The sequence below is a fragment of the Kitasatospora sp. MAA4 genome, assembly GCF_029893355.1.
Lineage (GTDB): Bacteria > Actinomycetota > Actinomycetes > Streptomycetales > Streptomycetaceae > Kitasatospora.
In genome coordinates this window covers 23,957-48,169 of record NZ_JARZAI010000004.1, presented here as the reverse complement: position 1 = coordinate 48,169, position 24,213 = coordinate 23,957, and the positions used below count along the sequence as shown (strand labels likewise).

The following is a 24,213-nucleotide window of genomic DNA, read 5'->3' as shown; positions in this document are numbered from 1 at the left end:
GGGCGTGTGCGGGGGGTGAACCATACCGGCAGCGCTCAATGGACTGGTTCTGGTCCATTAAGCGCATGGAGAGCGCGCCACAGGGCTGTGGTCGCACCTTCGGATCCCACCCCCACGTCTGCATACGGATCCCACCCCCCACTTCCTTAGGAGGTGCGCATGTCTCCTGACCATCCGGTGAACGGCGCCGAGATGCTCAACCCGTCCGACTCCGCGGCCGGCGCCCGCGCGGTCGAGGACTCCGCCGCCGCGGTCCGCACAGCGGACGAGCAGCGGCTGCACGAACTCGGCTACACCCAGGAACTGGCCCGCTCGATGTCGGGCTTCTCGAACTTCGCGGTCTCCTTCTCGATCGTCTCGATCCTCTCCGGCTGCCTGACCCTGTACGGCTTCGGCATGGCCACCGGCGGCCCGGCCATGATCACCTGGGGCTGGCCGCTGGTCGGCCTGATGACCCTCACCGTCGGCCTGGCGATGGCCGAGATCTGCTCCAGCTACCCGACCGCCGGCGGACTGTACTACTGGGCGGCCCAGTTGGCCCCCTCCCGCGGGCCCGCCTGGAGCTGGTTCACCGGCTGGTTCAACTTCCTCGGCCAGGTCGCGGTGACCGCGGGCGTCGACTTCGGCGCCGGGTTCTTCACCAACGCGTTCCTGGAGATGCAGTTCGGCTTCGCGGCCACCCCCGCCCACACCGTCGAACTGTTCGCCGTGATCCTGGTGCTGCACGGACTGCTCAACACCCTCGGCGTGCGGCTGGTGGCGATTCTCAACAACGTCAGCGTCTGGTGGCACCTGGTCGGCGTGGCGGTGATCGTCGGCGCGCTGGTCCTGGTGCCCTCGCACCACGAGTCCGCCTCCTTCGTCTTCACCAAGTTCGTCAACAACACCGGCTTCCACAACTCCTTCTACGTCGCCATGCTGGGGCTGCTGCTGGCCCAGTACACCCTCACCGGCTACGACGCCTCCGCGCACATGACCGAGGAGACCAAGGACGCCGCCCGCTCGGGACCGCGCGGCATCGTGATGTCGATCGTGGTCTCGCTGGTGGCCGGCTGGATCCTGCTGCTCGGCATCACCTTCGCGATCCAGAACTACGACGGCGCGCTGAACAGCGCCACCGGGGTGCCGCCCGCGCAGATCTTCATCGACGCGGTCGGTACCAACGGCGCCAAGTTCCTGCTGCTCATCGTGATCGGCGCCCAGTTCTTCTGCGGGATGGCCTCGGTCACCGCCAACTCCCGTATGATCTACGCCTTCTCGCGCGACGGCGCACTGCCCGGCTCGCGCTTCTGGCACCGGATCAACCCGCGCACCCAGACCCCCACCAGCGCCGTCTGGTTCGCCGCGGTCGGTGCGTTCCTGCTCGGTGTGCCCGACCTGTGGAACCCGACGGCGTACGCCGCGGTCACCTCGGTCTCCGTGATCGGCCTCTACATCGCTTACGCCATCCCGGTGTTGCTGCGCCTGCGGCAGGGTGAGCGATTCCAGAACGGCCCCTGGAACCTGGGACGCTGGAGCCGGCCGATCGGCGTCGTCGCGGTCGGCTGGACGGCGCTGATCACCGTCCTGTTCATGCTCCCGACCCTCAGCCCCATCACAGCGAGCAACTTCAACTACACCCCCGTCGCGGTGGCGGTGGTCCTCGGCTTCGCCGGGATCTGGTGGCTGGTCTCGGCCCGCCACTGGTTCACCGGGCCGAAGATCCACGGCACGCCCGAGGAACTCGCCGCCATCGAACGCGAACTGGAGATCTGATGAGCCAACGACGAGGCAGGCTGACCCTGGACGAGCTGCGCGTCCTGGTCGACGAGGGCACCATCGACACGGTCGTGCTGGCCATGACCGACATGCAGGGCCGCCTCCAGGGCAAGCGGATGGCTGCGGACTTCTTCTTCGCCGACACCGTCCAGAACGCCGCCGAGGGCTGCGGCTACCTGCTGGCCGTCGACATCGACATGAACACCGTGGACGGCTTCGAGATCTCCTCCTGGGAGACCGGCTACGGCGACTTCGTACTGAAGCCCGACTTCAGCACGCTGCGCCTGGTCCCCTGGCACCCCGGCACCGCGATGGTCCAGTGCGACGTCATCGCGCACGACGGAACCCCCGTCGCCGTCTCGCCCCGGCAGATCCTGCGCCGCCAGCAGGAGCGGCTCGCGGCCTACGGCTGGCACGCCTACGCGGGCACGGAGTTGGAGTTCATCGTCTTCAAGGACAGCTACGAGCAGGCCTGGGACAAGGACTACCACCGCCTGACACCGGTCAACCAGTACAACGTGGACTACTCGATCCTCGGCACCTCCCGGGTGGAGCCGCTGCTGCGCCGGGTGCGCAACGAGATGGCCGGTGCAGGCCTGACCGTGGAGTCGGCGAAGGGTGAGTGCAACCTCGGACAGCACGAGATCGCGTTCAAGTACGCCGAGGCGCTGGTCACCTGCGACGACCACGCGGTCTACAAGACCGGCGCCAAGGAGATCGCCGCCCAGGAGGGGGTGAGCCTGACCTTCATGGCCAAGTACAACGAGCGCGAGGGCAACTCCTGCCACATCCACCTGAGCCTGCGCGACGACGAGGGCGCCCCGGTGATGGCGGGGGAGGGCGAGTTCGGCTTCTCCCCGGTGATGGAGCACTTCCTGGCCGGGCAGCTGGCCTGCCTGGCCGAGTTCTCGCTGCTGCTGGCCCCCACCGTCAACTCCTACAAGCGGTACGTGCCGGGCAGTTTCGCGCCCACCGCGATCGCCTGGGGCCGCGACAACCGCACCTGCGCCCTGCGGGTGGTCGGCCACGGCCAGTCGCTGCGCTTCGAGAACCGGGTGCCCGGCGGTGACGTGAACCCCTACCTCGCGGTCGCCGCGCTGATCGCCGCCGGCCTGCACGGCATCGAGCAGAACCTGCCGCTGGAACCGGAGTTCACCGGCAACGCGTACGCCTCCGACGCCCCGCGGGTCCCCGCGACCCTGCGCGACGCGGTCGAGCTCTTCGCGGCCAGCGAGGTCGCCGCGGCGGCGTTCGGCAAGGGCGTGGTCGAGCACTACACGCACAACGGCCGGGTCGAACTGGCCGCCTACGACGCGGCGGTGACCGACTGGGAGCGGCGCCGCGGATTCGAGCGACTGTGAGCGACGGACCTCGCCGACCGGTGATCGGCATCAGCAGCTACCTGGAGACCGCCTCCTGGGGTGTCTGGGAGCGGCCGGCCGCGCTGATCCCGCAGAGCTACGTCGACTGCGTCGTGCAGGCCGGGGGCGTCCCCGTCCTGCTGCCCCCGCAGGCGTTGGGCGCGCCCGAGCTGCTGGAGCTGATCGACGGCCTGCTGCTCGCCGGCGGACCCGACATCGACCCCGCCCGCTACGGCGCACCCGCGCACCCGCGCACCGGAGCGCCGCACGGCGCCCGCGACTCCTGGGAGTTCGACCTGGTGCGGACCGCGCTGGAGCGCGACGTCCCGGTGCTCGGCGTCTGCCGCGGCATGCAGCTGCTGAACGTCGCGCTCGGCGGCGAGCTGGTCCAGCACCTGCCCGACGTGCTCGGCGACCAGAGCCACCAGATCGCCCCGGCCGTCTTCACCGCCCGCCCGGTGCGGATCCGGGCCAGCAGCCGGCTGGCCGGCATCCTCGGCGGCGAGGCGCAGGTCCAGTGCTACCACCACCAGGCGGTGAGCCGGCTCGGTGAGGGGCTGCTGCCCTCCGCGTGGAGCGCGGACGAGTGCGTGGAGGCCGTCGAGCTGCCCGACCGTCGGTTCGCCGTCGGCGTGCAGTGGCACCCGGAGCAGGACGACTCGGACCTTCGCCTGTTCGAGGCCTTCGTCAAGGAATCCCGACGCTCATGAGAGCACCCGCATCAGCGGTGTCTGCAATGTCTGCTGTGTCTGCCGCAAGGAGCCGGTGAGTCAACGATGTCCCAACTGAGCACCTCCGCCCCGACCTTGTACGAGGTGGTCAACCCGGCCACCGAGCAGGTCATCCAGACGGTCACCATGGCCGGCCTGGAGGAGACCGACGCGGCGATCGCCCGCGCCAAGGCCGCCTTCGCGACCTGGCGCGCGGTGGCCCCCGCCGACCGGGCCCGGCTGCTGCGCGCCTTCGCCGCCGCCGTGGACGCCGACCGCGAGCACCTGGCCGCGCTCGAAGTGGCCAACGCCGGCCACACGGTGGGCAACGCGCGCTGGGAGGCCGGCAACGCCCGCGACGTCATCGAGTACTACGCGGCCGCGCCCGAACGGCTCTTCGGCCGGCAGATCCCGGTGGCCGGCGGCGTGGACCTCACGTTCCAGGAACCGCTGGGCGTGGTCGGCGTGATCGTGCCGTGGAACTTCCCGATGCCGATCGCCGCCTGGGCGCTGGCACCGGCGCTGGCGGCGGGCAACACCGTCGTCCTCAAGCCCGCCGAGCTCACCCCGCTGACCGCCCTGCGGCTGGCCGAACTGGCGCTGGAGGCCGGCATCCCGCCGGGCGTCTTCCAGGTGCTGCCCGGCTACGGCCCGGTGGTGGGGCAGCGGTTCGTCACCCACCCGGACGTCCGCAAGGTGGTCTTCACCGGATCGAGCGCGGTCGGCAAGCAGATCATGGCCGGCTGCGCGGCGCAGGTGAAGCCGGTCACCCTGGAACTCGGCGGCAAGAGCGCCAACATCGTCTTCGCGGACGCCGACCTGGCCCGGGCCGCCGCCAGCGCGCCCTCCGCGGTCTTCGACAACGCCGGCCAGGACTGCTGCGCCCGCTCGCGGATCCTGGTCCAGCAGTCGGTCATCGACGAGTTCATGGCGCTCTTCGAGCCCGCCGTGCGGGCGGTGCGGGTCGGCGACCCGACCGACGAGAAGACCGAGATGGGCCCGCTGATCTCGGCGGCCCACCGCGCCCGGGTGGCGGGCTACGTTCCTGACGATGCGTCAGTCGCCTTCCGGGGCAGCGTTCCCGACGGTCCCGGCTTCTGGTTTCCGCCGACCGTCCTGCTGCCGGCGTCGCTGGACGAACCGGTCTTCACCGAGGAGGTCTTCGGACCGGTGGTGACCGTCGTCCCGTTCCGCGACGAGGAGGAGGCGCTGCGGATCGCCAACGACTCCGAGTACGGCCTCTCCGGCTCGATCTGGACCCGCGACCTGGGCCGCGGGCTGCGCGTCGCCCGGGGCGTGGAGGCGGGCAACCTGTCCGTCAACTCCCACTCCTCGGTGCGCTATTCGACCCCCTTCGGCGGATTCAAGCAGTCCGGACTCGGCCGCGAGCTCGGCCCGGACGCGCTGGCCGCCTTCACTGAAACCAAGAACGTCTTCATCTCAACGGAGGAGTAGCACCATGACGAACCCCCTCGCCCCCCGCCTCGACGGCCGGGTGGCCGTCATCACCGGCGCCGGCAGCGGTATCGGCCGCGCCACCGCCCTGCGCTTCGCCTCCGAGGGCGCGAACGTGGTCTGCGTCGACCTCGACGAGACCAGCGGCAAGGCCGTCGCCGACGAGGTCGGCGGCATGTTCATCCAGGCCGACGTCACCAACGAGGACGCCGTGCGTGCGATGTACGCCGCCGCGGTGACCGAGTACGGCAGCGTCGACATCGCCTTCAACAACGCCGGCATCTCGCCCCCCGAGGACGACTCGATCCTCACCACCGGCCTGGAGGCCTGGCGCCGGGTGCAGGAGGTCAACCTCACCAGCGTCTACCTGTGCTGCAAGTACGCCATCCCGCACATGCAGCGCCAGGGCAAGGGCTCCATCATCAACACCGCCTCGTTCGTCGCGGTGATGGGCGCGGCCACCTCGCAGATCTCCTACAGCGCCTCCAAGGGCGGCGTGTTGGCGATGTCGCGCGAGCTGGGCGTGCAGTTCGCCCGCGAGGGAATCCGGGTCAACGCGCTCTGCCCCGGCCCGGTGAACACCCCGCTGCTCCAGGAGCTGTTCGCCAAGGACCCCGAGCGCGCCGCGCGCCGCCTGATCCACATCCCGCTGGGCCGGTTCGCCGAGCCGTCCGAGATCGCCGCCGCCGTCGCCTTCCTGGCCAGCGACGACTCCTCGTTCATGACCGCCAACACCTTCCTGGTCGACGGCGGCATCTCCGGCGCGTACGTGACCCCGGAGTAGCCCCTGACGAGCAGGTACGGCGGCGGCCCCGCGCGGGGGACCGCCGCCGTACCGTGTCTAGGATCACCGCATGGTGACTGTACTGGTCAACGGACTGCCCGGATCCGGAAAGACGACCCTGGCCCGTTCCCTCGCACGGGAGTTGATGCTTCCGCTGTTCAGCAAGGACGACGTCAAGGAGACCCTCGCCGACGCCCTCGGGCCGATCCCCGCGGACGCCGGGGAGGCGCGCGCGTGGAGCAACGCACTGGGTGCGGCGTCCATGGAGACGCTGTGGACGCTGCTGTCGCACGCGGCCGGCGGCGCGGTGCTGGAGAGCCCGTGGCTGGCGCCCCAACGGGAGTTCGCCGTCGCCGGGCTGGCCCGGGCCGGCGCCGGTGCGGTCCAGGAGGTCTGGTGCGACGTGCCGTTGGCGCTGGCGCGGCAGCGCTACACCGAACGCGTCCCGACCCGGCACCCGGTGCACCTGGACGACCGGCCGGGCTCCGATGGGCGCTGGGAGCAGTGGGGCCGCGGTGCCGAGCCGCTGGGCCTGGGCCCGGTGCACCGGGTCGACACCAGCCGCCCGGTCGACGTCGCACTGCTGGCGCGGCTGCTCAGCGCGTAGCTCCGGCCTGTCCCGGTATCGCCGCCTCGATCCCGTCCAGCAGCAGGGTCAGCCCGACGGCGAAGGTCTCCGCGGCCTCCTGTTCCAGGTAGGAGGCCGCGTCCTGCTCCTCGGGCTGCGGGCCGCGCTCGCGCTCCAACAGGGTCAGCATCGGGAACCGCTCGGCGAAGTCCGGCGCGAACTCGGCCAGCAGCGCGGACCGGGTGGGCCACCACTGCTCGTCGGACACCCCGGTCGCCGTCGCCGCCCGGCGGGACTCCGCGACCGCCTGCGCCATCCCGCGGACGAACTGGAAGAGCACGCCGACCGCCCGCCGCAGCACGCCCGCCGGCACGCCGGTCCCGTGCAGGATCCGCGCCACCGTTTCAAGCGCGCGGTACTCGCCCGGCCCCAGCACCGGCCGGGCCTGCGAGACCTCCAGTACCCAGGGGTGGCGCAGCTGGAACGCCCAGAGGTCCTCGGCCCAGCAGGTCAGCTCCGCCCGCCAGCCGTCCTGCGAGGCGTAGTCGGTGGGCAGTTCGCCGAGCACGCCGTCGTACGCCAGGTCGACCAGCTCACTCGCGCCGCCCACCTGCTCGCGGACCACCGAGGCGGACCACCCGAGCCGCTCGCCCACCGCCTGCACCGAGATCGCGCCGACCCCCTGCGCGTCGGCGAGCTCGACGGCGGCGTCCACGATCGCATCGAGCCCCACCCCGCGCCCGCGCCCCCCGGCGCGCCACAGCAGACCCATCGACCGGCGCCCGTCCCCCTGCCCGGCGAAGACGACCATGTGCACCTCCCAGAGCAACCGTAGGGGCTCCACCCTGCTTCCGCTCCGGTCCCGCCCCGACCGCGCACGCGAACCGGTGACGCCGACTGCGCCGCTTACCCGCTGCCCGTCCCGTGAAACCGGTGTCTCACCGGCGGGCGAAGCGGTCCAGGGCGGCGAGGACGTGGGTGCGGGTCGCGGCGCCGCCCAGGTGGCCCGCGTCCGCGACGGTGATCAGCTCCGCGTCGGGCCAGGCGCGGGCGAGTTGCCACGCGGTGTCGGGGGGCCCGCCGAGGTCGAGCAGGCCGTGCACCAGCACGCCGGGGATGCCCGCCAGCCGTCCGGCGTCGCGCAGCAGCGCGCCCTCCTCCAGCCACGCGCCGTGGGCGAAGTAGTGCGAGCAGATCCGCACCATCGCCAGCCGGGCGGCCGGGGGCCGGTCGCCGTACGGCTGGGACGAGCCCTTCGTCTCGCCGGAGAGCACGGCGTCCTCCCAGGCGCACCAGTCGGCGGTGGCCCGCTCCCGTACCGCCGGGTCGGGGTGCCCGGTCAGGCGGGCGTAGGCGCCGACCAGGTCGCCGTCGCGCGGTGTGCCGGGGGCACCGGCGAGGAAGCGCTCCCACTGCTCGGGGAAGAAGCGGCCGACGCCCCGGTAGAGCCAGTCGATCTCGGAGCGCCGGGTGGTGGTGACAGCGGCGATGACGATCTCCGACACCCGCTCGGGGTGCGTCTGCGCGTAGGCGAGGGTCAGCGTGGAGCCCCACGAGCCGCCGTACAGCAGCCAGCGGTCGATGCCCAGGTGCTCGCGCAGGTGCTCCATGTCCGCGACCAGGTGCCAGGTGGTGTTCTGCCGCAGGTCGGTAGTGGGGTCGCTCGCGTGCGGCGTGCTGCGCCCGCAGCCGCGCTGGTCGAAGAGGACGATCCGGTACCGCTCGGGGTCGAAGTAGCGGCGCACGCCCGGGCCGCACCCCGACCCCGGACCGCCGTGCACGACGAGGGCGGGCTTGCCGGCCGGGTTGCCGCAGACCTCCCAGTACACGAGGTTGCCGTCGCCGACATCGAGCATCCCCTGCTCGTACGGCTCGATCGGCGGATACAGCTCACCCATGGCAACCCCTCCCGATATCCAACAGTGCTGTTACATTAACCTACATGACCCCTCCCACTCCCGGCCCCGAGCTGCTCGGCACCAGGTTGCGCCACCTCCTGGAACTCCTGGACGGCGATGTCGCGGCCGTCTACGCCGACCTCGGCCTTGCCGGGTTCCGCCCTCGGTACACCCCCGTCGTCCGGCTGCTGGCCTCCTCGGGCCCGAGCTCGATCCGCGACCTGGCCGCGGCGATCGGCGTGACCCACTCGGCGGCCAGCCAGACCGTGGCCCAGTTGGCCCGCGAGGAGCTCGTCGTGCTGGCCCCCGGCGACGACGCACGGCAGCGCATCGTACGGTTGACCGAGAAAGCCGAGTCGCTGCTGCCGCTGCTGGACGCCGAGTGGGCGGCCACCGCGGCTGCGGCGGCGGAATTCGAGCGGGAGCTGTCGTTCCCGCTGAGTCGGCTCATCGATGAGGCGATCGGCGTGCTGCGCAAGCGCCCGATGCGGCGGCGGATCGCCGAATTCGGCGAATTTCCGAGCTCCGGAGAAAACCGGGAGCCCCGACAAAACGGCTGATCAGCGGCCGGATCGGCGGAAATTGGTATGACGTTTCGTCACCGCACGGCGCGCGAATAAGGGAGACTGCAAGAATGACCACTCCGTCCGATGCACAGCAGCCCCTGCGGCTCTCCTTCTCCGAGCCGCTGGCAGCCCCGCCCGAGCAGCCGAAGGGCCCTCGTCCGCTCCCGGTCGGGCGGGCCGTCTTCCAGCAGGAGCCGATTCCCGAGGAGGAGCAGCCGGTGGCGCCCACCCCGCGCCCTCGCGCCGCCGACCGGCTGACCTTCTCCGCCCCCGAGCCGCAGTTCTGAGCCACGGCCGGGGCTGCTCCTGCTCCTACTCCGCGATCGCGCGGGTGAGCAGCACCATGGTGACGAACGTGCGGTAGAGCCGGATCGGGTCCTCGTCCGTGATGTGCACGCTCAGGTCGTCGTCGCGGACCACGCCGGTGATCCAGGTGGCCATCTCGGCCAGATCGGCGTTGCGCAGCCGGACGCTGAGCGTGGCGGGGAGTTCGATCGCGGGCGGCGCGGCCTCCGGCAGCCGTCGTACGGCCTCCAGCGCGGTCTCCTTGATGAGTTCGCGGGCCTGCTCGGGGTGCATGCTGTCCGCCGCGTGGCGTGACACCGAGGTCTTCACCACGGCGGCGTGGATGCCGGGTACGAACGGCCGGGCCTCCTCGGCGGTGGTCCCGTCCCCGGTGATCAGCACCACCGGCACGCCGTGTCCGAGCGCCACCAGCGCGTTGATCCCGCTCTCGCCGGTCGGGACGCCGTTCAGCCGGACCTCGGCGATCGCCCGCGGGCTGTAGGTGTGCGACAGCACCGAGGAGGGGCCGCCCATCGAGCCGTGGTACGAGACGAAGAAGACCGCGTCGAACGACGCGTCCAGGCCCTGCATCATGTACAGCGGCTTGTGGCGGCCCGACAGGTAGCGCGCCCGTCCCGCCAGCGCGTCCGGGCGGAGGTTGGCCATTGCGCCGTGCGAGTCGTTGACCAGGAACTCGTCCGCTCCGGCGGCCAGCGCCCCCTCGATCGCGGCGTTCACCTCGGCCTGGAGCAGCTCGCAGAAGTAGGGGTACGAGGGCCCGGTGGCCCGGCACTGCTCCCAGTCGGAGACTCCGGCGGTGCCTTCCATGTCGGACGAGATGAAGATCTTCATGTCCACTCCTCAGTGATAAACAGCGAACGGTCAGCCGGCCCGGTGCAGCCGGTCGCTGCCCGCGATGACGGCGTCGGCCAGCGCCCGCGCCGGCCCCCGGGCGGTGGCGCGGCCCGTACTCAGGACGAACTCGGCGGCGCCGAGGTCGGGTAGTTCCTCCTGGTGCGCCAGCGGCCGCAGGCCCGGCGGCACCAGGCTGCGGGCATGGGCCACCACGCCGAGACCGGCCAGCGCGGCCGCCCGCACCCCGCTCAGGCTGCCGCTGGTGCAGGCGATCCGCCACGGGCGTCCGGCCCGGTCCAGGGCGTCCAGCGCGCGGGCCCGGGTGACGCTGGGCGGCGGGTAGACGATCAGCGGCAGCGGCTCGGCCGGGTCGGGGCGGAAGTCCTCGGCGCCGATCCAGACCAGCTGGTCGCGCCAGAGCAGCCGGCTGCCCGGAGCGTCGGCCGGGCGTTTGCCGAGCACCAGGTCGAGCCCGCCGTCGGCGAGCTGCTGGTGCAGGACGCCGCTGAGGCCGACGGTCAGTTCGAGGTCGACCTGCGGGTGCTCGTGCCGGAAGGCCCGCAGGATCTGCGGCAGCTCGGTGAGCACGAAGTCCTCGGACGTGCCGAACCGCACCCGCCCGCGGACCGGCGTCTGCGCGAAGTAGCCGGCGGCCCGCTCGTGCGCCTGGAGGATCGAGCGCGCGAAGCCGAGCATGGCCTCGCCCTCGCCGGTGAGCCGCACCGAATGGGTGTCCCGGACGAACAGCTGCCGCTCGGCGGCGGCCTCCAGGCGCCGGACGTGCTGGCTGACGGTGGACTGCCGAAGCCCCAGCCGCTCGGCGGCCCGGGTGAACCCGCCGGTCTGCGCGACCGCGAGGAAGGACCTGAGCTGTACCGGATCGAACACGCCACCAGCCTAGCTTGGACATCATGATCCGTGATGGCAGTGAGTGGGGTGAACGGGATTCACAATGACCGCAGCCGGGTCCAAGGTGGAGGAACGCCCCGAAACCTCCGCGGAGACCCCCATGCGCCGATTGCCCGTCGACCCCTTCATAGCGATGCTGCTCTGCACCGTCGCGGTGGCGGTCCTCCTGCCCGCGCGCGGGACTGCGGCGCCGGTGGTGTCGGGGGCCGCGGTCGGCGCGGTCGGGCTGCTCTTCTTCCTCTACGGCGCCCGGCTCTCCACCCGCGAGGCGGTGCAGGGGATGCGGCAGTGGCGCCTGCACGGGACGGTGCTCGCGGTCACGTTCGGGCTGTTCCCGCTGCTCGGGCTGGCCTGCCGGCTGCTCGTCCCGGACCTGCTCACTCCGCAGCTCTACCAGGGACTGCTGTTCCTGACCCTGCTGCCGTCCACCGTGCAGTCCTCCATCGCGTTCACCTCGATCGCCCGGGGGAACACCGCGGCCGCGGTGTGCAGCGCGACGTTCTCCAGCCTGTTCGGCATCGTGGTCACCCCGCTGCTGGCCGCCGCCCTGCTCAGCACGCAGGGCGGCGGGATCTCGGCGGGCGCGGTGCTGGGGATCGTGGAGCAGCTGCTGCTGCCCTTCCTGGCCGGACAGCTGCTGCGCCGCTGGATCGCGCCGTGGATCGCCCGGCATCGCACGGTGCTCGGCCTGGTCGACCGCGGCTCGATCCTGCTGGTGGTCTACAGCGCCTTCGGCGCGGGTGTGGTCGCCGGGGTCTGGGGCCAGCTGTCGCTGCCCAGGCTGGCGATGCTCCTGCTGGTCGAGGCCGGCCTGCTGGCCGCGGTCCTGGCGGCGACGCTGGTGCTCTCCCGCCGGCTGGGGTTCAGTCGGGCGGACCGGATCGCGATCGTCTTCTGCGGTTCCAAGAAGAGCCTGGCCAGCGGCGTGCCGATGGCCTCCGTCCTCTTCCCCGGGCCCGCGGTCGGGCTGATGGTGCTACCGCTGATGCTCTTCCACCAGATCCAGCTGATGGTCTGCGCGGTCCTCGCCCGCCGCTGGGCCGCTGAGGCCGAGTCGACCCGCCTCGTCGCGGGCAGCCCGCAACCCGCCGCCGCCCGGCGCACGCCCGACGCCGTCGACCACTGACGGCGCTGCCGCTACCCCGCTGCCGGGCGCTGCGCCGCACTCAGGGCTGCGCGGATCGCGGCGGCGTCGACGGGCTTGCCCGGGTCCTCGTTGAACGGGCGGGTGGGGTCCGCAAGGTACGGGAGGCCGTAGGCCGGGGTGTCCGGCTGGAAGCGCCGGCCCTCGGCGAGCGGGCCTGCGTCCACGGCGTCGAAGCCCAGTGCGTCCAGCAGGATGCGGGCCTGGTCCTTGGCAACGGGGTCGTCGCCCGCGATCGGCAGGGCACTGCGGTCGGCGGCGCCGGTCGGGCGGGCCAGTGCGAGCAGGTGCCCGAAGTAGATGTTGTTGAACGCCTTGACCACCTGGGCTCCGGCCAGGTGCTGCTGGAGCAGCTCGCTGCTGGTGGTCTGCTGCGCGTCGAGGCTCGGGATCCGGCCGTCGCGCCCGGCGTAGTAGTTGTTGGTGTCCAGCACGGTGCGGCCGGCCAGTGGTGCGGCCGGGATCTGGAGGTAGTTCTTCAGCGGGACGGTCACCACGACCCAGTCCCCGGCCTCGGCGGCCTGCGCGGGTGTGGCGGCCCGGGCGTGCGGGCCGAGCTCCGCCACCAGGTCGCCGAGGGTCTGCGGCCCGCGCGAGTTGCTGAGCACCACGTCCAACCCGGCGTTGACCGCCAGCCGGGCCAGGGTGCCGCCGATGTTTCCACTGCCGATGAGTCCGAGAGTAGCCATGGCGGTGACAGCCACAGCGACCCCCGCGCTATTCCTGACCTGGGCTCAGCTCACCCGGTCGGCCGGACGGCGCCGGCGAACTGCGGTCCCCAGAGCGGGTCGGCGAAGGCGTTCTCCAGTCGGGCGACCAGTGTCCCGGTGTGCGCCGCGTGGATCATGGCGCCGCCGCCCGCGTGGATTCCCACGTGGTGCAGTGGGGCGTCGGGCCGTGAGAAGAAGAGCAGGTCCCCGGCGCGCAGCTCGGCGCGGGGGACCGGCGTGCCCTTGCGGTACTGGGCGACGGTGTAGTGCCCGAGCTGCACCGCGCCCCGGCTGGCCGCGTACCAGCAGTAGAGGGTGAGGCCGCTGCAGTCGAAGCCGATGGTGCTCTCGCCCTGGCAGACGCCGTCCAGGTAGCCGTTGTCGTCCTCGCAGTAGCCGATCCCCGGGCCGAGCCGGTCGCCGCCGCCCCAGGCGTACGGCACACCGATCTGACGCTGCGCCAGCGCCACCACCGCGCTGCCCACATCCTCCACGGCACCCGCGCTCGCCGCGCCGGGACCGACGTCCGCGGCCGCCGTCGCGGCGACCAGCAGCGCGCCGCACAGCAGTTGGCGCCGTTCGACCAAGGCACACCTCCACAGCTGGATCAGTAGGTCGACGCTAGGCGCCGGCGGGCCGTCGACGGGCGGCGACCCGCCGGGCGGTTGGACGAAAAGAGGGCCCCTGGGATTGTCCAGTTGTTCATGGCTTGCCCTGCTGACAGCGGACCTGTCGCTGGGTCAGAGTCGAAGCCGTTTCCTGGAACGTCCGTGCGTCCGCACCTCAGGCGCTTCGTGCGACTGGCACAGAGGGAGAGACCAGTGTCCGGAATGACCCGACGCAGGCTGCTGGGTTCGGCGGCCGGTGTGGCAGGTGGAGCGGCGGCGATGGCGTTGCTGCCGCCGAGTGTTCAGCAGGCGGTGGCGGCCGGGGTGCCCCGGCGCGGCTCGCTGCGGGACGTCGAGCACGTCGTCCTGCTGATGCAGGAGAACCGTTCCTTCGACCACTACTTCGGCACGCTGTCGGGGGTGCGCGGGTTCAACGACCCCGACGCACTGACGCTGGACACCGGCCGCTCGGTCTTCTACCAGCCGGACAGCGTCAACCCGGACGGCTACCTGCTGCCCTTCCACCTGGACACCCGCACCACCAGCGCGCAGGCGATACCGTCCACCAGCCACGCCTGGGCGGTCCAGCACCAGGCCTGGAACGGCGGCAAGATGGACCAGTGGCTGCCCGCCCACCGCGCCGCCGACGGCGTCAACGGGCCGTACGTGATGGGCTATTACACCCGTGACGACATCCCGTTCCAGTTCGCGCTGGCCGAGGCGTTCACCATCTGCGACAACTACTTCTGCTCGGTCCAGGGCCCGACCTGGCCCAACCGGCTGTACTGGATGACGGGTTCGATCGACGCCGACGGCACGCACGGCGGGCCGATCCTGAAGAACGCCGCGCCGACCCCGCTGACCTGGACCACCTACGCCGAGCAGCTGGAGTCGGCGGGCGTCTCCTGGAAGGTCTACCAGGAGGCCGACAACTACGGCACCGACGTGCTGTCGCTCTTCGAGAGCTTCCAGCAGGCCAAGCCCGGCGACCCGCTCTACGACAAGGGCATGACCGCGCAGCCGACCGGCACCTTCGAGGACGACGCGCGCAACGACCGCCTGCCGGCCGTCTCCTGGATCCTGCCGACCAGCACCCAGTCCGAGCACCCGGACTACCTGCCCGCTGCGGGCGCCGACTTCGTGGCCTCCAAGATCGCCGCGATCGCCGCCAACCCGAAGGTCTGGGCGAAGACCGTCTTCATCCTCAACTACGACGAGAACGACGGCCTCTTCGACCACGTGCCGCCGCCGGTGCCGCAGCCCGGCACCCCCGGCGAGTACGTCCAGGGGCTGCCGATCGGCGGCGGCTTCCGGGTGCCGTGCATCGTCGTCTCGCCCTGGACGGTGGGTGGTTGGGTCGCCTCCGAGGCCTTCGACCACACCTCGGTGCTCCAGTTCCTGGAGCGCTTCACGGGCGTGCGCGCCGCCAATGTCACCGACTGGCGCCGGGAGGCGTTCGGCGATCTGACCTCGGCCTTCCAGTTCCAGCACGCCGCCCGCCGGTCGCCCAGGCTGCCCCCGACGGCGGCCCAACTCGCCCTGGCCGAGCAGGAGGTGGCGACCCTGCCGGCGCCCGCCCTGCCCGGCGCCCAGCAGCGTCCGCCGCGCCAGGAGCGCGGCGGACGCAAGCACGTGCCGCCGCAGCACCACTGACCAATCGGCCGGATCACCCCGGCGCCCGGGTCGGCGCCGAGGTGATCCGCCGCAGGTCGTTGGTCAGGCCCAGCAGCCAGGTGCCGGTGTCGAACAGTAGCGGCAGCGCGGGCGGCGGCGTGTCGGTGCGGCCGTCGGTGATGCCGAAGGCGGGCGCGGACCGCAGCCACCTGCTCGTCCGGAACGAGGCGGACGGCCCGGCGAGGACGGACGCCGGCCGCACACCGCCGGCCCGCTCCAGCTCCGCGGCGAGCAGCAGGTACTGCCCCGCCACCTCGCCGGCGCGGTCCCGGATCCAGGCGCCCGAGTGCGGCCCGAGCCCGGGCGTGCCCGGCGGGTCGTGGTGGTCGAGCAGCCGGGCCGACCCGTTGAGCGCGTGGTGGCCGGCCAGCAGCGCGGCCTGCCAGTCCAGCCGGCTTCCCCCGCTGAGATCGGGCTCGCTCTGCGCCTGGGCATAGGAGGACTCGGCCAGGGTCAGTGCGTGCTGGACGGCCGGGATCGGGGCCGACGCCTCCCCGCCGGCGCGTGAGGTGACCGTCACCGCGGTGTCGGTGACGGTCGCCGCGACCGCGTGCAGCAGCGCGCTGGTGGCCCGGCGCAGCTCGTCCTGCGCGCCGCGCGGCCAGGCCAGCAGCCCGCAGAGCAGGCCGATCAGGCTGCCGGTGAGCACGTCCAGGATCCGGGCCTCGGCCAGTTGCCAGCCGGCGGGCGCGAGTTGGGCGAAGACCATGGAGACCACCAGGGTGAACAGGCCCTGCGTCCAGCCGACTCCGAGGTTCGGTCCCAGGCAGAAGGTGGCCAGCATCAGCAGCGGCAGGATCGCCGCGTAGACGTCGGTGTGCCGGCCGACCAGCACCAGGAAGGCCGCCGTGACCAGCGCGCCCACCAGCGTGCCGGTCAGCGCCTGGCGGACGGTGGTGCGGGTCTGCGCGGTGGTGGTGCGGGTCAGCGTCAGCGCGGCCAGCATCGCCCAGAAGCCGTGCGGCAGGGAGACCACCCCGGCCACCGTACGGGCGGCGGCCAGGCCCACGCTGGTGCGCACCGCGTTCTGGAAGTACACCGAGCGCCGGCTGAGGTTCCCGTCCAGCCGGACCCACCAGAGCCGGCCGGTGCTCAGCCGCGCGTACCAGAACGGACCGGCGGGCGGCTCCGGCGGGAGGTCTCGCCCCAGGACGAGGCCGGTGGCGTGCAGCAGGGTGAGCGCCGCGACGGCCGCCTCGATCAGCGCGGACTGGCGGTTCAGCACCCCGGGCGCCGTGCCGCTGCGGGCGATCCGGCCGCGGCGGTACTCCTGCAGCGTGGCGTGCAGTGCGGTGCCTGCGCGTACGGTGCTGGGGGCCCGGCCCGCGTCGAGCGCCGCGCCCGCCTGCCCGGCCGCCTCGCCCATCCGGTCCAGCAGCCGCAGGCCCAGGTCGCCCGGCGGCTCGGTGGGCGGGGCGGGCGGCAGCTCGGTCAGCCGGGCCAGCAGCTCGCGCGCGGCCCCGCCCGCATGCGCCAGCGCCCGTTCGCGGACCCCGGGACCCGCCGGGCGCTCGGCCGCGGGCACGTGGGAGGGGCGCAGCGCCTGGCTCGCCGCGAGCGCCCGCGCGCGGGTGCCCGCGGTCAGCGCCCACGGCGGGCGGGTCAGCTCGTCCGTGCACTGCCGCACGGCATCGGCCGCGTCCGCCAGCAGGTCCGGGTAGCTCGGGCAGGGCGGGTCGGGCAGCAGCAGCGCCTCGGCCGCGATCAGCAGCACCAGCCCGAGGGTGACGCCGGCCAGCCGTTCGTCCAGGGTCTGCGGGGTGTAGGGCGGGAAGCACGGCAGGATGTAGAGCAGTTGCAGGCCGGGGGCGGCGCCCGCCAGCCGCGGCCCGCCGGCCGCCGCGAAGGCCAGACCGAAGCCGATCACCAGCATGCCCGCCACCGCCGCCGCGGTCCGCACGGCCAGCAGGCTGCCCGCCGTGACCAGCACCCAACTCAGCGGCAGCAGCCGGGTGATGACGGTCGCGCGCCGGCGTCCCGAACCGGGGATCCGGGACAGTCCGGCCATCGCCACCGTGGCGAACAGCGCGTAGGTCGCGGTGACCGGCTGGTGCAGCCCGTAGAGGCAGCTGTAGAAGCCGGCGCAGGCGGCCAGCGTGAGGCGCACCGAGCGCCGGGCCGCGGTCGCCACCGGGCCGCCGCTGCCGAGCAGGTCGGCGAAGGCGCGGCGGGCCCGGGAGAGGGCCGTCGCCGTGCTCATAGCGGCGCGGGCCCGGGCAGCGGCCGGACCGAGAGGTCCCCGCCGCCGCGGATCAGCGAGCTGGCGCGGTCCGAGCCCACCGGGCGGGAGAACAGGTAGCCCTGCCCGAGCGGGCACCCCATCATCGCCAGCAGGTCGCGCTGGTGGACGCTCTCGATGCCCTCGGCGATCACCCGCACGCCCAGCGTCTCGGCGATCCGGGTGATCCCCTCGACCAGCGCGTACTGCTGCGAGGACTTGCCCAGGCCGTCGATGAAGGACTTGTCGATCTTGAGGATGGTGATCGGGAACTCGCGCAGGTAACTGAGCGAGGAGTAGCCGGTGCCGAAGTCGTCGATGGCCAGCCGGACGCCCAGTTCGCTCAGGGTCAGCATGTCCGCCCGGATCCGGTCGTCGCGCCGCATCAGCACGCTCTCGGTCAGCTCCAGGACCAGCGAACCGGGGTTCAGCTCGTAGGAGTCCAGGGTGCGCCGCACCACGTCCACGAAGCCGGGGTCGCGGAACTGGCGCGCCGAGACGTTGACGCTGACGTAGAGCGGCGGCGCCGCCGGGGGCCGGGCGGCGGGCGGCGTGCGCTGCCAGCGGGCCGCCTCCTCGGCCGCGTGGCCGAGCACCCAGGCGCCGAGCGGGACGATCTGGCCGCTCTCCTCCGCCAGGCCGATGAACTGCTCGGGCGGCACCATGCCGCGACTGGAGTGCGGCCAGCGCAGCAGCGCCTCGAAGCCGACCAGGTGGCCCGAGGCGATCTCCACGATCGGCTGGTACAGCACGGTGAACGAGGTCTCGGCGACCGCCGCGTCCAGGCTCTCCTGGAGCTCGTGCCGCTCGATCATGCCGGCCTGCAGGACGGGGTGGAACCGGCGCCACTGGCGCTTGCCGGCGCCCTTGGCCGCGTACATCGCCAGGTCGGCGTGGGCCAGCAGCTCGGCGGCGTCCTCGCTGTCCTCGGTGGTGGCGATCCCGACGCTGACCGAGACGTTGACCGGGCCGGTGCTGAGCCGGAACGGATCGGTGAACGCCTTGATGACGTGGTTGGCGAACGCCTCGACGTCGGAGGGGGCCAGCGAGTTCTCGATCAGGACGGCGAACTCGTCGCCGCCCAGGCGCGCGGCGGTGTCCGAGGCCCGCGCGATGGTGGACAGCCGCAGCGAGACGGCCACCAGCAGCTCGTCGCCGATGCCGTGGCCCATGGTGTCGTTGACGACCTTGAAGTCGTCCAGGTCGATCAGCAGCACGCCCGCCGCCAGCCCGCCGCGCACTCCGCGCAGGAAGGCCTGGTTGACCCGGTCCTGGAACAGCACCCGGTTGGCCAGGCCGGTCAGCGAGTCGTGGAAGGCGCGGTGGCTGAGCTCGCGCTCCAGCTGCCGCTGCTCGGTGACGTCGCGCAGGGTGAGCACCAGGCCCAGCACGGTGGGGTCGGTCCGCAGGTCGCTGGCCCGCACCTCGACCTCGATGTCCACGTTGTCGTGCCGCACCATCCGCCAGTGCTCGCGCCGGGAGCGGTGGTCGAGGCTGCGCATCTGGGCGAGCGCGCCGACCGCCGTGGCGCTCGCCTCCGGCGGCACCAGCTCGACGATCGGGGTGCCGACCAGCTCGGGGTAGCCGAGCACCCGGTCCGCCGAGGAGCTGGCGTAGCGGACCCGGTCGTCGTCGTCCAGGATCAGGATGACGTCCGAGGCGTTCTGCACCAGGGTGCGGAAGTAGGCCTCGCTGTTGCGCCGGGAGACCTCCTGGCTGAGCGTGATGCGCTCCAGCGCCAGCGCGGCCTGCGCGGCCAGCGACTCCACCGTGGTGATCAGCGGGACCAGCTCGTCCTCCTCGCCGCCGATGACCAGGACGCCGATCAGCGGGTCGCCCGAGGGACGGTCCTGCAGGGCCAGCGGGCAGAGCAGCGCATCGGCGCAGCCCGGCAGCACCGCGCTGAACTCCTCCCCGAGTTCGGCCACCGGCCGCAGCCGGGTCCGGCGGGTGACGATCATGGCGTGCTCGGCGGCCGGCAGCCGCGGGAAGGGCGGGCCCGCGCCGGTGGAACCCGGGCCGGGCGGGAAGCGCAGGAGGCCGGCGTCGTTCATCCCGAGCAGCACCAGGCGCTGCGGGTTGCTGGGCGGCAGTGCGGCGCCGGCGGTGCGGATCGCGGTGGTCACCTCGTGCAGGCCGGTGGCCGCGGCCAGCGCGCCGATGGCGGTCCGCAGGGCCCGCTCGCGCGCCACGGTCAGGCGGTGCGCGGCGACCACCCCGGACAGTCGGGCGAGTACGAGCAGGAACAGCAGCGCGGAGAAGGCGCCGACCACCCCGGCGTCGCGGTTCTGGCCCCTGGCCGACTCCAGCAGCAGCACCCCGGGGGCGATCATCGAGGCGAAGCAGAGCAGTCCGATCCGGCCGGGTGCTACGTCGGCGTGCTGGCGCAGCACCGGGCGGGTCATCGCCACCATCGACGGGTGCAGCGCGGCTGCGCCCCAGGCGGTGTAGTACATGGCCCAGCCGAGGTCGACGGCCGTGCCGATCCGCCAGGTCCCGTAGAGCTGGATCAGCCCGAACAGGACGTCGGAGACCAGCATGCCGACCGTGCCGAGGGTGAGCAGGCGCAGCGCCCAGTTCTTGGGACCGTGCGGGACGAGCAGGCGCAGCAGCATCGCCAGCACCAGGATGTCGCCGAGCGGGTAGGCGATGGCGAAGGCCTTCTGCACCCAGGTCAGCTCGGCGCTGTGCACGTTCGGCAGGACGATGTAGATCCAGGAGAGCAGGGTCAGCGCGGCGGTGAAGGTCATCGCGTCGAGCAGGCTGCCGCGGTCGCGCCCGGCGCTGCGGCGGCGGATGAAGATCAGCAGGCCGGCGGCGTACAGCGGGTAGGTGGCCAGGTAGAAGCCGTCGGCCACGGACGGGAACGGGTTGCCCCGGTGCAGCAGCTGGGTGAGGACGACCTCCGCCACCTCGCCCGCGGTGAAGCTCAGGTTGGCCGCGGCGAGCAGCAGCCACGGCAGCGGGTGCGAGGGGCGGTTGCGCAGCGTGCCGAGCAGGATCGCGGCGACACCGCCCAGGCCGATCCCGGTCCACCAGACGATCCGCTCGCCGGGGTGCACGTAGTACATGGCCGTGAACAGGCCCATCCACCCGAGGAAACCGAGCATGACGTACTGCCACCGCCATCGGGACATCGCATTCAGCATCCAGCGCTCCACCGAGATACGCGCGAGAGGTGCCGCGTACGCACGATCGGCACCGGGGTCTCGCGCGGCGGATTTCGGGCGGAATTCCCCACCAGCATACCCGACCCCTCTGGAGGTGTAATTCCCGCTCGTGCCGGTGCATTTGCACGCGCGATCGGTGGCAGGTCGGCCTCGTTCGCTGCCGGTTCGGCCCGCAGGCGTATATTCGAAATACAATCGCGATCGCCGAGAGAGCGGGAGGTCGACGTGGTGAACCGCGACTCCTTCTCGCCACCGGCCGACGCATTCCATGCCGACGCATTCCATACGGTCGTCAGGAATGCCAGGGGGCAGTGTTCGCTGTGGCCGACCGCACTTCAGGTCCCGGCCGGTTGGCAGCGCCTGGGGGAGCCGGCGTCCCGGGCCGACTGTGCGGCGGCCGTCGACGCGCTCTGGACACGGCTGCGCCCGGTCGGCCCCGGGCCCGCGGCGCCCACCGTGCCGCGGCTGCTCGCCGAGCGGGCACGCGGCGCCGGCGAGCGGATCGCCGTGGTGTCGGACCACGACTCGCTCAGCTACGCGCAGTTGGAGCACCGGGCCGACCGGCTGGCCCGCCGGCTACGCCGACGAGGGGTGGGCCCGGAGTCGGTCGTGACGGTCTTTCTGGAGCGCTCTCCTGCCATGGTGGTCGGGCTGCTCGCGGTGCTGAAGGCCGGTGGCGCGTTCCTCCCGGTCGCCCCCGACCTGCCCGCCCGCCGGCTCGCCCAGCTGATCGAGGACTCGTCGTCCACGCTGGTGCTGACCAGCCGCGATCACGCCGGGTCCGTCACCGGTGACGCTGCGGTCCTGCTGGTGGACGAGGCTGTCGATGGTGAGGACGGGACAGAGCTGCCGGACGGCCCGGACCCCGACGACCTCGCCTACATGATCTACACCTCGGGCTCGACCGGCGCCCCCAAGGGCGTGATGGTCGATCACCGCTCGTTCGCCCGGGTGTTGCTGAACCTGGTCGACGCGTACGGGCTGCGCCCCGAGGACCGGGTGATGCAACTGGCCGCGCTGGGCTTCGACACCTCGCTGGAACAGATCTTCACCACCCTGCTCGGCGGCGGAACCCTGGTGCTCGCCCAGGGCCCGGGCTGGGCGCCGACCGAGCTGACCCGCCGCCTGCGCGAGCACGGCATCACGGTCGCCGACCTCACCCCCTCCTACTGGCACCGGTTCCTCGCCGCCGACCACCAGGAGGTCGCCGCGGCGACCTCGCTGCGCCTGCTGATCGTCGGCGGCGACACCGTGCAGGTGGACGACTGCCGCCGCTGGCTGCGCCGGATGCCCGGCGTGCAGCTGGTCAACGCGTACGGGCTGACCGAGACGACCATCACCTCGACGCTCTGCCACCTGGACTCGGACGTCCTGGCGGGCACGCACGCCGGCCCGGTGCCGATCGGCAGCCCGCTCCCGGACACCTCCGTGCAGCTGCTCGACTCCGCGCTGCGCCCGGTTCCGACGGGCCGGCGCGGCGAGATCTTCGTCGGCGGCTGCGGGGTGGCCCGCGGCTTCTGGCGCCGGCCCGGCCTGACCGCCGAGGCGTTCCTGCCCGACCCGTACGCCGCCGAGCCGGGCGGGCGGATGTACCGGACGGGCGACGCCGGGCGGTGGCGCCCGGACGGCCGGCTGGAGTTCCTCGGGCGGATCGACGACCAGGTGAAGATCCGCGGCTACCGGGTGGACCCGGCCGAGGTCGAGGTGGTGCTGACCTCCCACCAGGCGGTGGGCCAGGCGGCGGCGGTGGCCGTGGCGGCGGGCAGCGAGCGGGAGTTGGTGGCCTTCTACACCACCATGGGCGGATCGGAGGAGGTCGCGGAGGCGCAGTTGCGCTCCTTCCTCGCCGAGAGCCTGCCCGGCTACATGCTGCCGACCCGGCTGACCGCCGTCGAGGAGCTGCCGCTGGACCGCAACGGCAAGGTGGACCGCCGACGGCTGTCGCTGGCCACCAGCGTGCGGGACGCGCCGGTGGCGCCGGTGCCCGTGGCGGACGTGCCCGCCGCCGCGCCCGCGCTGCTGCCGACGGGCGACCCCGCGGCGTCGGTGGCGGCCGGCATCTCCCAGCTCTGGGCGCAGCTGCTGGACCTCGAACGGGTCGGGGACGACGACGACTTCTTCCAGAGCGGCGGCAACTCGCTGCTGGCTATGGAGATGCTGGCTCGGGTGCGGATCATGTTCGGCATCGGCGTCACCCAACTGCGCGCGCTGACCAGGGCGTTGCTGGAGGACGCCGCGCTGGTGCCGTTCGTCCGCAGCACGCTGGCGGCCCGCGCCGGGACCTTGGAGGCCGGCGGCCGGGTGGACTTCGCAGCCGAGAGCCGACTGCAGGTGCCGGTCAACCCGGCCAGCCTCCCCCCGCCCGACTGGCGGCAGCCCGCCGACATCCTGCTGACCGGGGCCACCGGCTTCTGCGGCACCCACCTGCTGGACGAGCTGCTGCGTAGCACCGGCGCCCGGATCCACTGCCTGATCCGGGCCAGGGACGTCGGACACGCGGTGGAGCGGCTGCGCGCCGCCTGCCGCCGGCACCTGGCCCGCGACCCGCTCGGCGAACGCTCGGCCGACCGGATCGTCCCGGTCGTCGGCGACCTGGCGGAACCGCTGCTGGGCCTGGACCGGGCCCGCTTCGAGGCGCTCGCCGACCGGGTGGACCTGATCTACCACTGCGGCGGGCAGGTCAACTTCATCTACCCCTACCGCGAGATGAGCGCCGCCAACATCGCCGGGACCAGGGAGGTCGTCCGGCTGGCCGGTCACTCCCGGGCGATCCCGCTGCACTACCTCTCCAGCATGGCAGTGCTGGCCGGCTACGGAGCCGCCGGGGTGCGCCAGGTGACCGAGCGCAGCCCGCTGGCCCACCCGGACCACCTCGCGGTCGGCTACGTCGAGGGCAAGTGGGTGGCCGAGGCGCTGCTGCAGGAGGCGTCCGCGGCCGGGCTGCCGGTCGCGGTCTACCGGCTGAACGACGTCACCGGCGACCAGCGGACGGGGGTGATGAACACCGGCGCCGAGTGGTGCGCGCTGATCAAGTTCATCGTCGACGCGGGGTGCAGCCCGGCCGTCGACCTGCCGCTCGACTTCCTGCCCGCCGACTGCTTCGCGCGGGCGCTGCTGCACATCTCCACCCGGCGTCAGGCGACCGGTGAGACCTACCATCTGACGAATCCACGGGACACCTCGATCGGTACGCTGGTCGAGCGTATCCGGGAATTCGGATACCCGGTGGAGGAACTCCCGTTCGCGGAATGGGTCCGGCGATTCGCGGGATTCGCCGCCGCTCACCCGAACCACCCGATGACCTCCTTCCTCCCGCTCTTCGTGGACCGAAGTCCGGGGACCGAGCTGACCGTCAGCGAGCTGTATTTCCGTGACACGTTCCCGGTCTTCAGCAGGGACAATGCGCAGGCGGCGCTGGCAGGGAGCGGAATCGACATCCCGCCGGTGGACGGTGTGTTGCTGGACCGCTATCTGGAGAACCTGCTGGCGACCGGCTACCTGGCTCCGCCGCGGGCCGGGCGCGGGGCGGCCGCATGAGCA

The 24,213-nt window shown here is 72.6% G+C and carries 19 protein-coding genes; 11 read left to right on the top strand and 8 right to left on the bottom strand.

Annotated elements, in window-relative coordinates:
* The first annotated feature begins 192 nt into the window (after positions 1–192).
* From P3T37_RS06830 to P3T37_RS06805, 6 genes are all read left to right on the top strand, one after another.
* On the top strand, positions 193–1,755 hold the full coding sequence (locus tag P3T37_RS06830) for an amino acid permease (RefSeq protein WP_280722815.1): 1,563 nt from the start codon (positions 193–195) through the stop codon (positions 1,753–1,755).
* Positions 1,755–3,119, top strand: a complete 1,365-nt coding sequence (locus P3T37_RS06825) for a glutamine synthetase family protein (RefSeq protein ID WP_280722535.1) — start codon at positions 1,755–1,757, stop codon at positions 3,117–3,119. Before P3T37_RS06830 ends, P3T37_RS06825 begins: the two co-directional genes overlap by 1 nt.
* Positions 3,116–3,829, top strand: coding sequence for a gamma-glutamyl-gamma-aminobutyrate hydrolase family protein (locus P3T37_RS06820; protein WP_280722534.1), 714 nt, complete (start codon positions 3,116–3,118; stop codon positions 3,827–3,829). Before P3T37_RS06825 ends, P3T37_RS06820 begins: the two co-directional genes overlap by 4 nt.
* A 66-nt stretch (positions 3,830–3,895) precedes the next feature.
* Positions 3,896–5,284, top strand: a complete 1,389-nt coding sequence (locus P3T37_RS06815) for an aldehyde dehydrogenase family protein (protein WP_280722533.1) — start codon at positions 3,896–3,898, stop codon at positions 5,282–5,284.
* Positions 5,285–5,288: 4 nt separating this feature from the next.
* Complete coding sequence (locus P3T37_RS06810; protein ID WP_280722532.1) at positions 5,289–6,068, top strand: 3-oxoacyl-ACP reductase; 780 nt, start codon at positions 5,289–5,291, stop codon at positions 6,066–6,068.
* A 70-nt stretch (positions 6,069–6,138) separates the two neighbouring features.
* The gene (locus tag P3T37_RS06805; protein WP_280722531.1) at positions 6,139–6,675 is read left to right on the top strand and encodes an AAA family ATPase; all 537 of its coding nucleotides are present in this window, start codon (positions 6,139–6,141) and stop codon (positions 6,673–6,675) included.
* On the opposite strand, the gene P3T37_RS06800 is transcribed toward P3T37_RS06805, so the two are convergent.
* Positions 6,665–7,447: a TetR/AcrR family transcriptional regulator C-terminal domain-containing protein gene (locus P3T37_RS06800; RefSeq protein ID WP_280722530.1), complete on the bottom strand. Its 783-nt coding sequence runs from the start codon at positions 7,445–7,447 to the stop codon at positions 6,665–6,667. The genes P3T37_RS06805 and P3T37_RS06800 overlap by 11 nt on opposite strands.
* 127 nt (positions 7,448–7,574) lie before the next feature.
* On the bottom strand, positions 7,575–8,534 hold the full coding sequence (gene pip / locus P3T37_RS06795; protein WP_280722529.1) for a prolyl aminopeptidase: 960 nt from the start codon (positions 8,532–8,534) through the stop codon (positions 7,575–7,577).
* A gap of 44 nt (positions 8,535–8,578) precedes the next feature.
* On the opposite strand from pip, the gene P3T37_RS06790 reads away from it, so the two are divergent.
* Together P3T37_RS06790 and P3T37_RS06785 are read left to right on the top strand one after the other, a co-directional pair.
* A complete protein-coding gene (locus P3T37_RS06790; protein ID WP_280722528.1) occupies positions 8,579–9,094 on the top strand; it encodes a MarR family transcriptional regulator in 516 nt (171 codons plus the stop codon).
* 74 nt (positions 9,095–9,168) lie between these two features.
* A complete protein-coding gene (locus tag P3T37_RS06785; protein WP_280722527.1) occupies positions 9,169–9,387 on the top strand; it encodes a hypothetical protein in 219 nt (72 codons plus the stop codon).
* Between the two features lie 25 nt (positions 9,388–9,412).
* On the opposite strand, the gene P3T37_RS06780 is transcribed toward P3T37_RS06785, so the two are convergent.
* Both P3T37_RS06780 and P3T37_RS06775 read right to left on the bottom strand, forming a co-directional pair.
* On the bottom strand, positions 9,413–10,237 hold the full coding sequence (locus P3T37_RS06780; RefSeq protein WP_280722526.1) for a M55 family metallopeptidase: 825 nt from the start codon (positions 10,235–10,237) through the stop codon (positions 9,413–9,415).
* 30 nt (positions 10,238–10,267) lie between these two features.
* Positions 10,268–11,128 carry a LysR substrate-binding domain-containing protein gene (locus P3T37_RS06775; protein WP_280722525.1) on the bottom strand — a complete coding sequence of 287 codons (861 nt, stop codon included), beginning with the start codon at positions 11,126–11,128 and terminating at the stop codon, positions 10,268–10,270.
* Between the two features lie 121 nt (positions 11,129–11,249).
* Between P3T37_RS06775 and P3T37_RS06770 the strand changes: the two genes are divergently transcribed.
* On the top strand, positions 11,250–12,275 hold the full coding sequence (locus P3T37_RS06770; RefSeq protein ID WP_280722524.1) for a bile acid:sodium symporter family protein: 1,026 nt from the start codon (positions 11,250–11,252) through the stop codon (positions 12,273–12,275).
* A gap of 11 nt (positions 12,276–12,286) precedes the next feature.
* On the opposite strand, the gene P3T37_RS06765 is transcribed toward P3T37_RS06770, so the two are convergent.
* Together P3T37_RS06765 and P3T37_RS06760 are read right to left on the bottom strand one after the other, a co-directional pair.
* Complete coding sequence (locus P3T37_RS06765; RefSeq protein WP_280722523.1) at positions 12,287–12,982, bottom strand: NAD(P)-binding domain-containing protein; 696 nt, start codon at positions 12,980–12,982, stop codon at positions 12,287–12,289.
* 50 nt (positions 12,983–13,032) lie between these two features.
* Positions 13,033–13,590 (bottom strand): C40 family peptidase, encoded by a 558-nt coding sequence (locus P3T37_RS06760; protein WP_280722522.1) that lies wholly within the window; start codon positions 13,588–13,590, stop codon positions 13,033–13,035.
* Between the two features lie 234 nt (positions 13,591–13,824).
* On the opposite strand from P3T37_RS06760, the gene P3T37_RS06755 reads away from it, so the two are divergent.
* A complete protein-coding gene (locus P3T37_RS06755) occupies positions 13,825–15,264 on the top strand; it encodes an alkaline phosphatase family protein (protein WP_280722521.1) in 1,440 nt (479 codons plus the stop codon).
* Positions 15,265–15,277: 13 nt separating this feature from the next.
* On the opposite strand, the gene P3T37_RS06750 is transcribed toward P3T37_RS06755, so the two are convergent.
* Both P3T37_RS06750 and P3T37_RS06745 read right to left on the bottom strand, forming a co-directional pair.
* Positions 15,278–17,485 carry an FUSC family protein gene (locus P3T37_RS06750; RefSeq protein WP_280722520.1) on the bottom strand — a complete coding sequence of 736 codons (2,208 nt, stop codon included), beginning with the start codon at positions 17,483–17,485 and terminating at the stop codon, positions 15,278–15,280.
* Positions 17,482–20,640, bottom strand: coding sequence for an EAL domain-containing protein (locus P3T37_RS06745; RefSeq protein ID WP_280722519.1), 3,159 nt, complete (start codon positions 20,638–20,640; stop codon positions 17,482–17,484). The genes P3T37_RS06750 and P3T37_RS06745 overlap by 4 nt, the downstream gene beginning before the upstream one ends.
* 258 nt (positions 20,641–20,898) lie before the next feature.
* On the opposite strand from P3T37_RS06745, the gene P3T37_RS06740 reads away from it, so the two are divergent.
* Positions 20,899–24,210, top strand: a complete 3,312-nt coding sequence (locus P3T37_RS06740; protein WP_280722518.1) for an amino acid adenylation domain-containing protein — start codon at positions 20,899–20,901, stop codon at positions 24,208–24,210.
* Positions 24,211–24,213 lie beyond the last annotated feature (3 nt).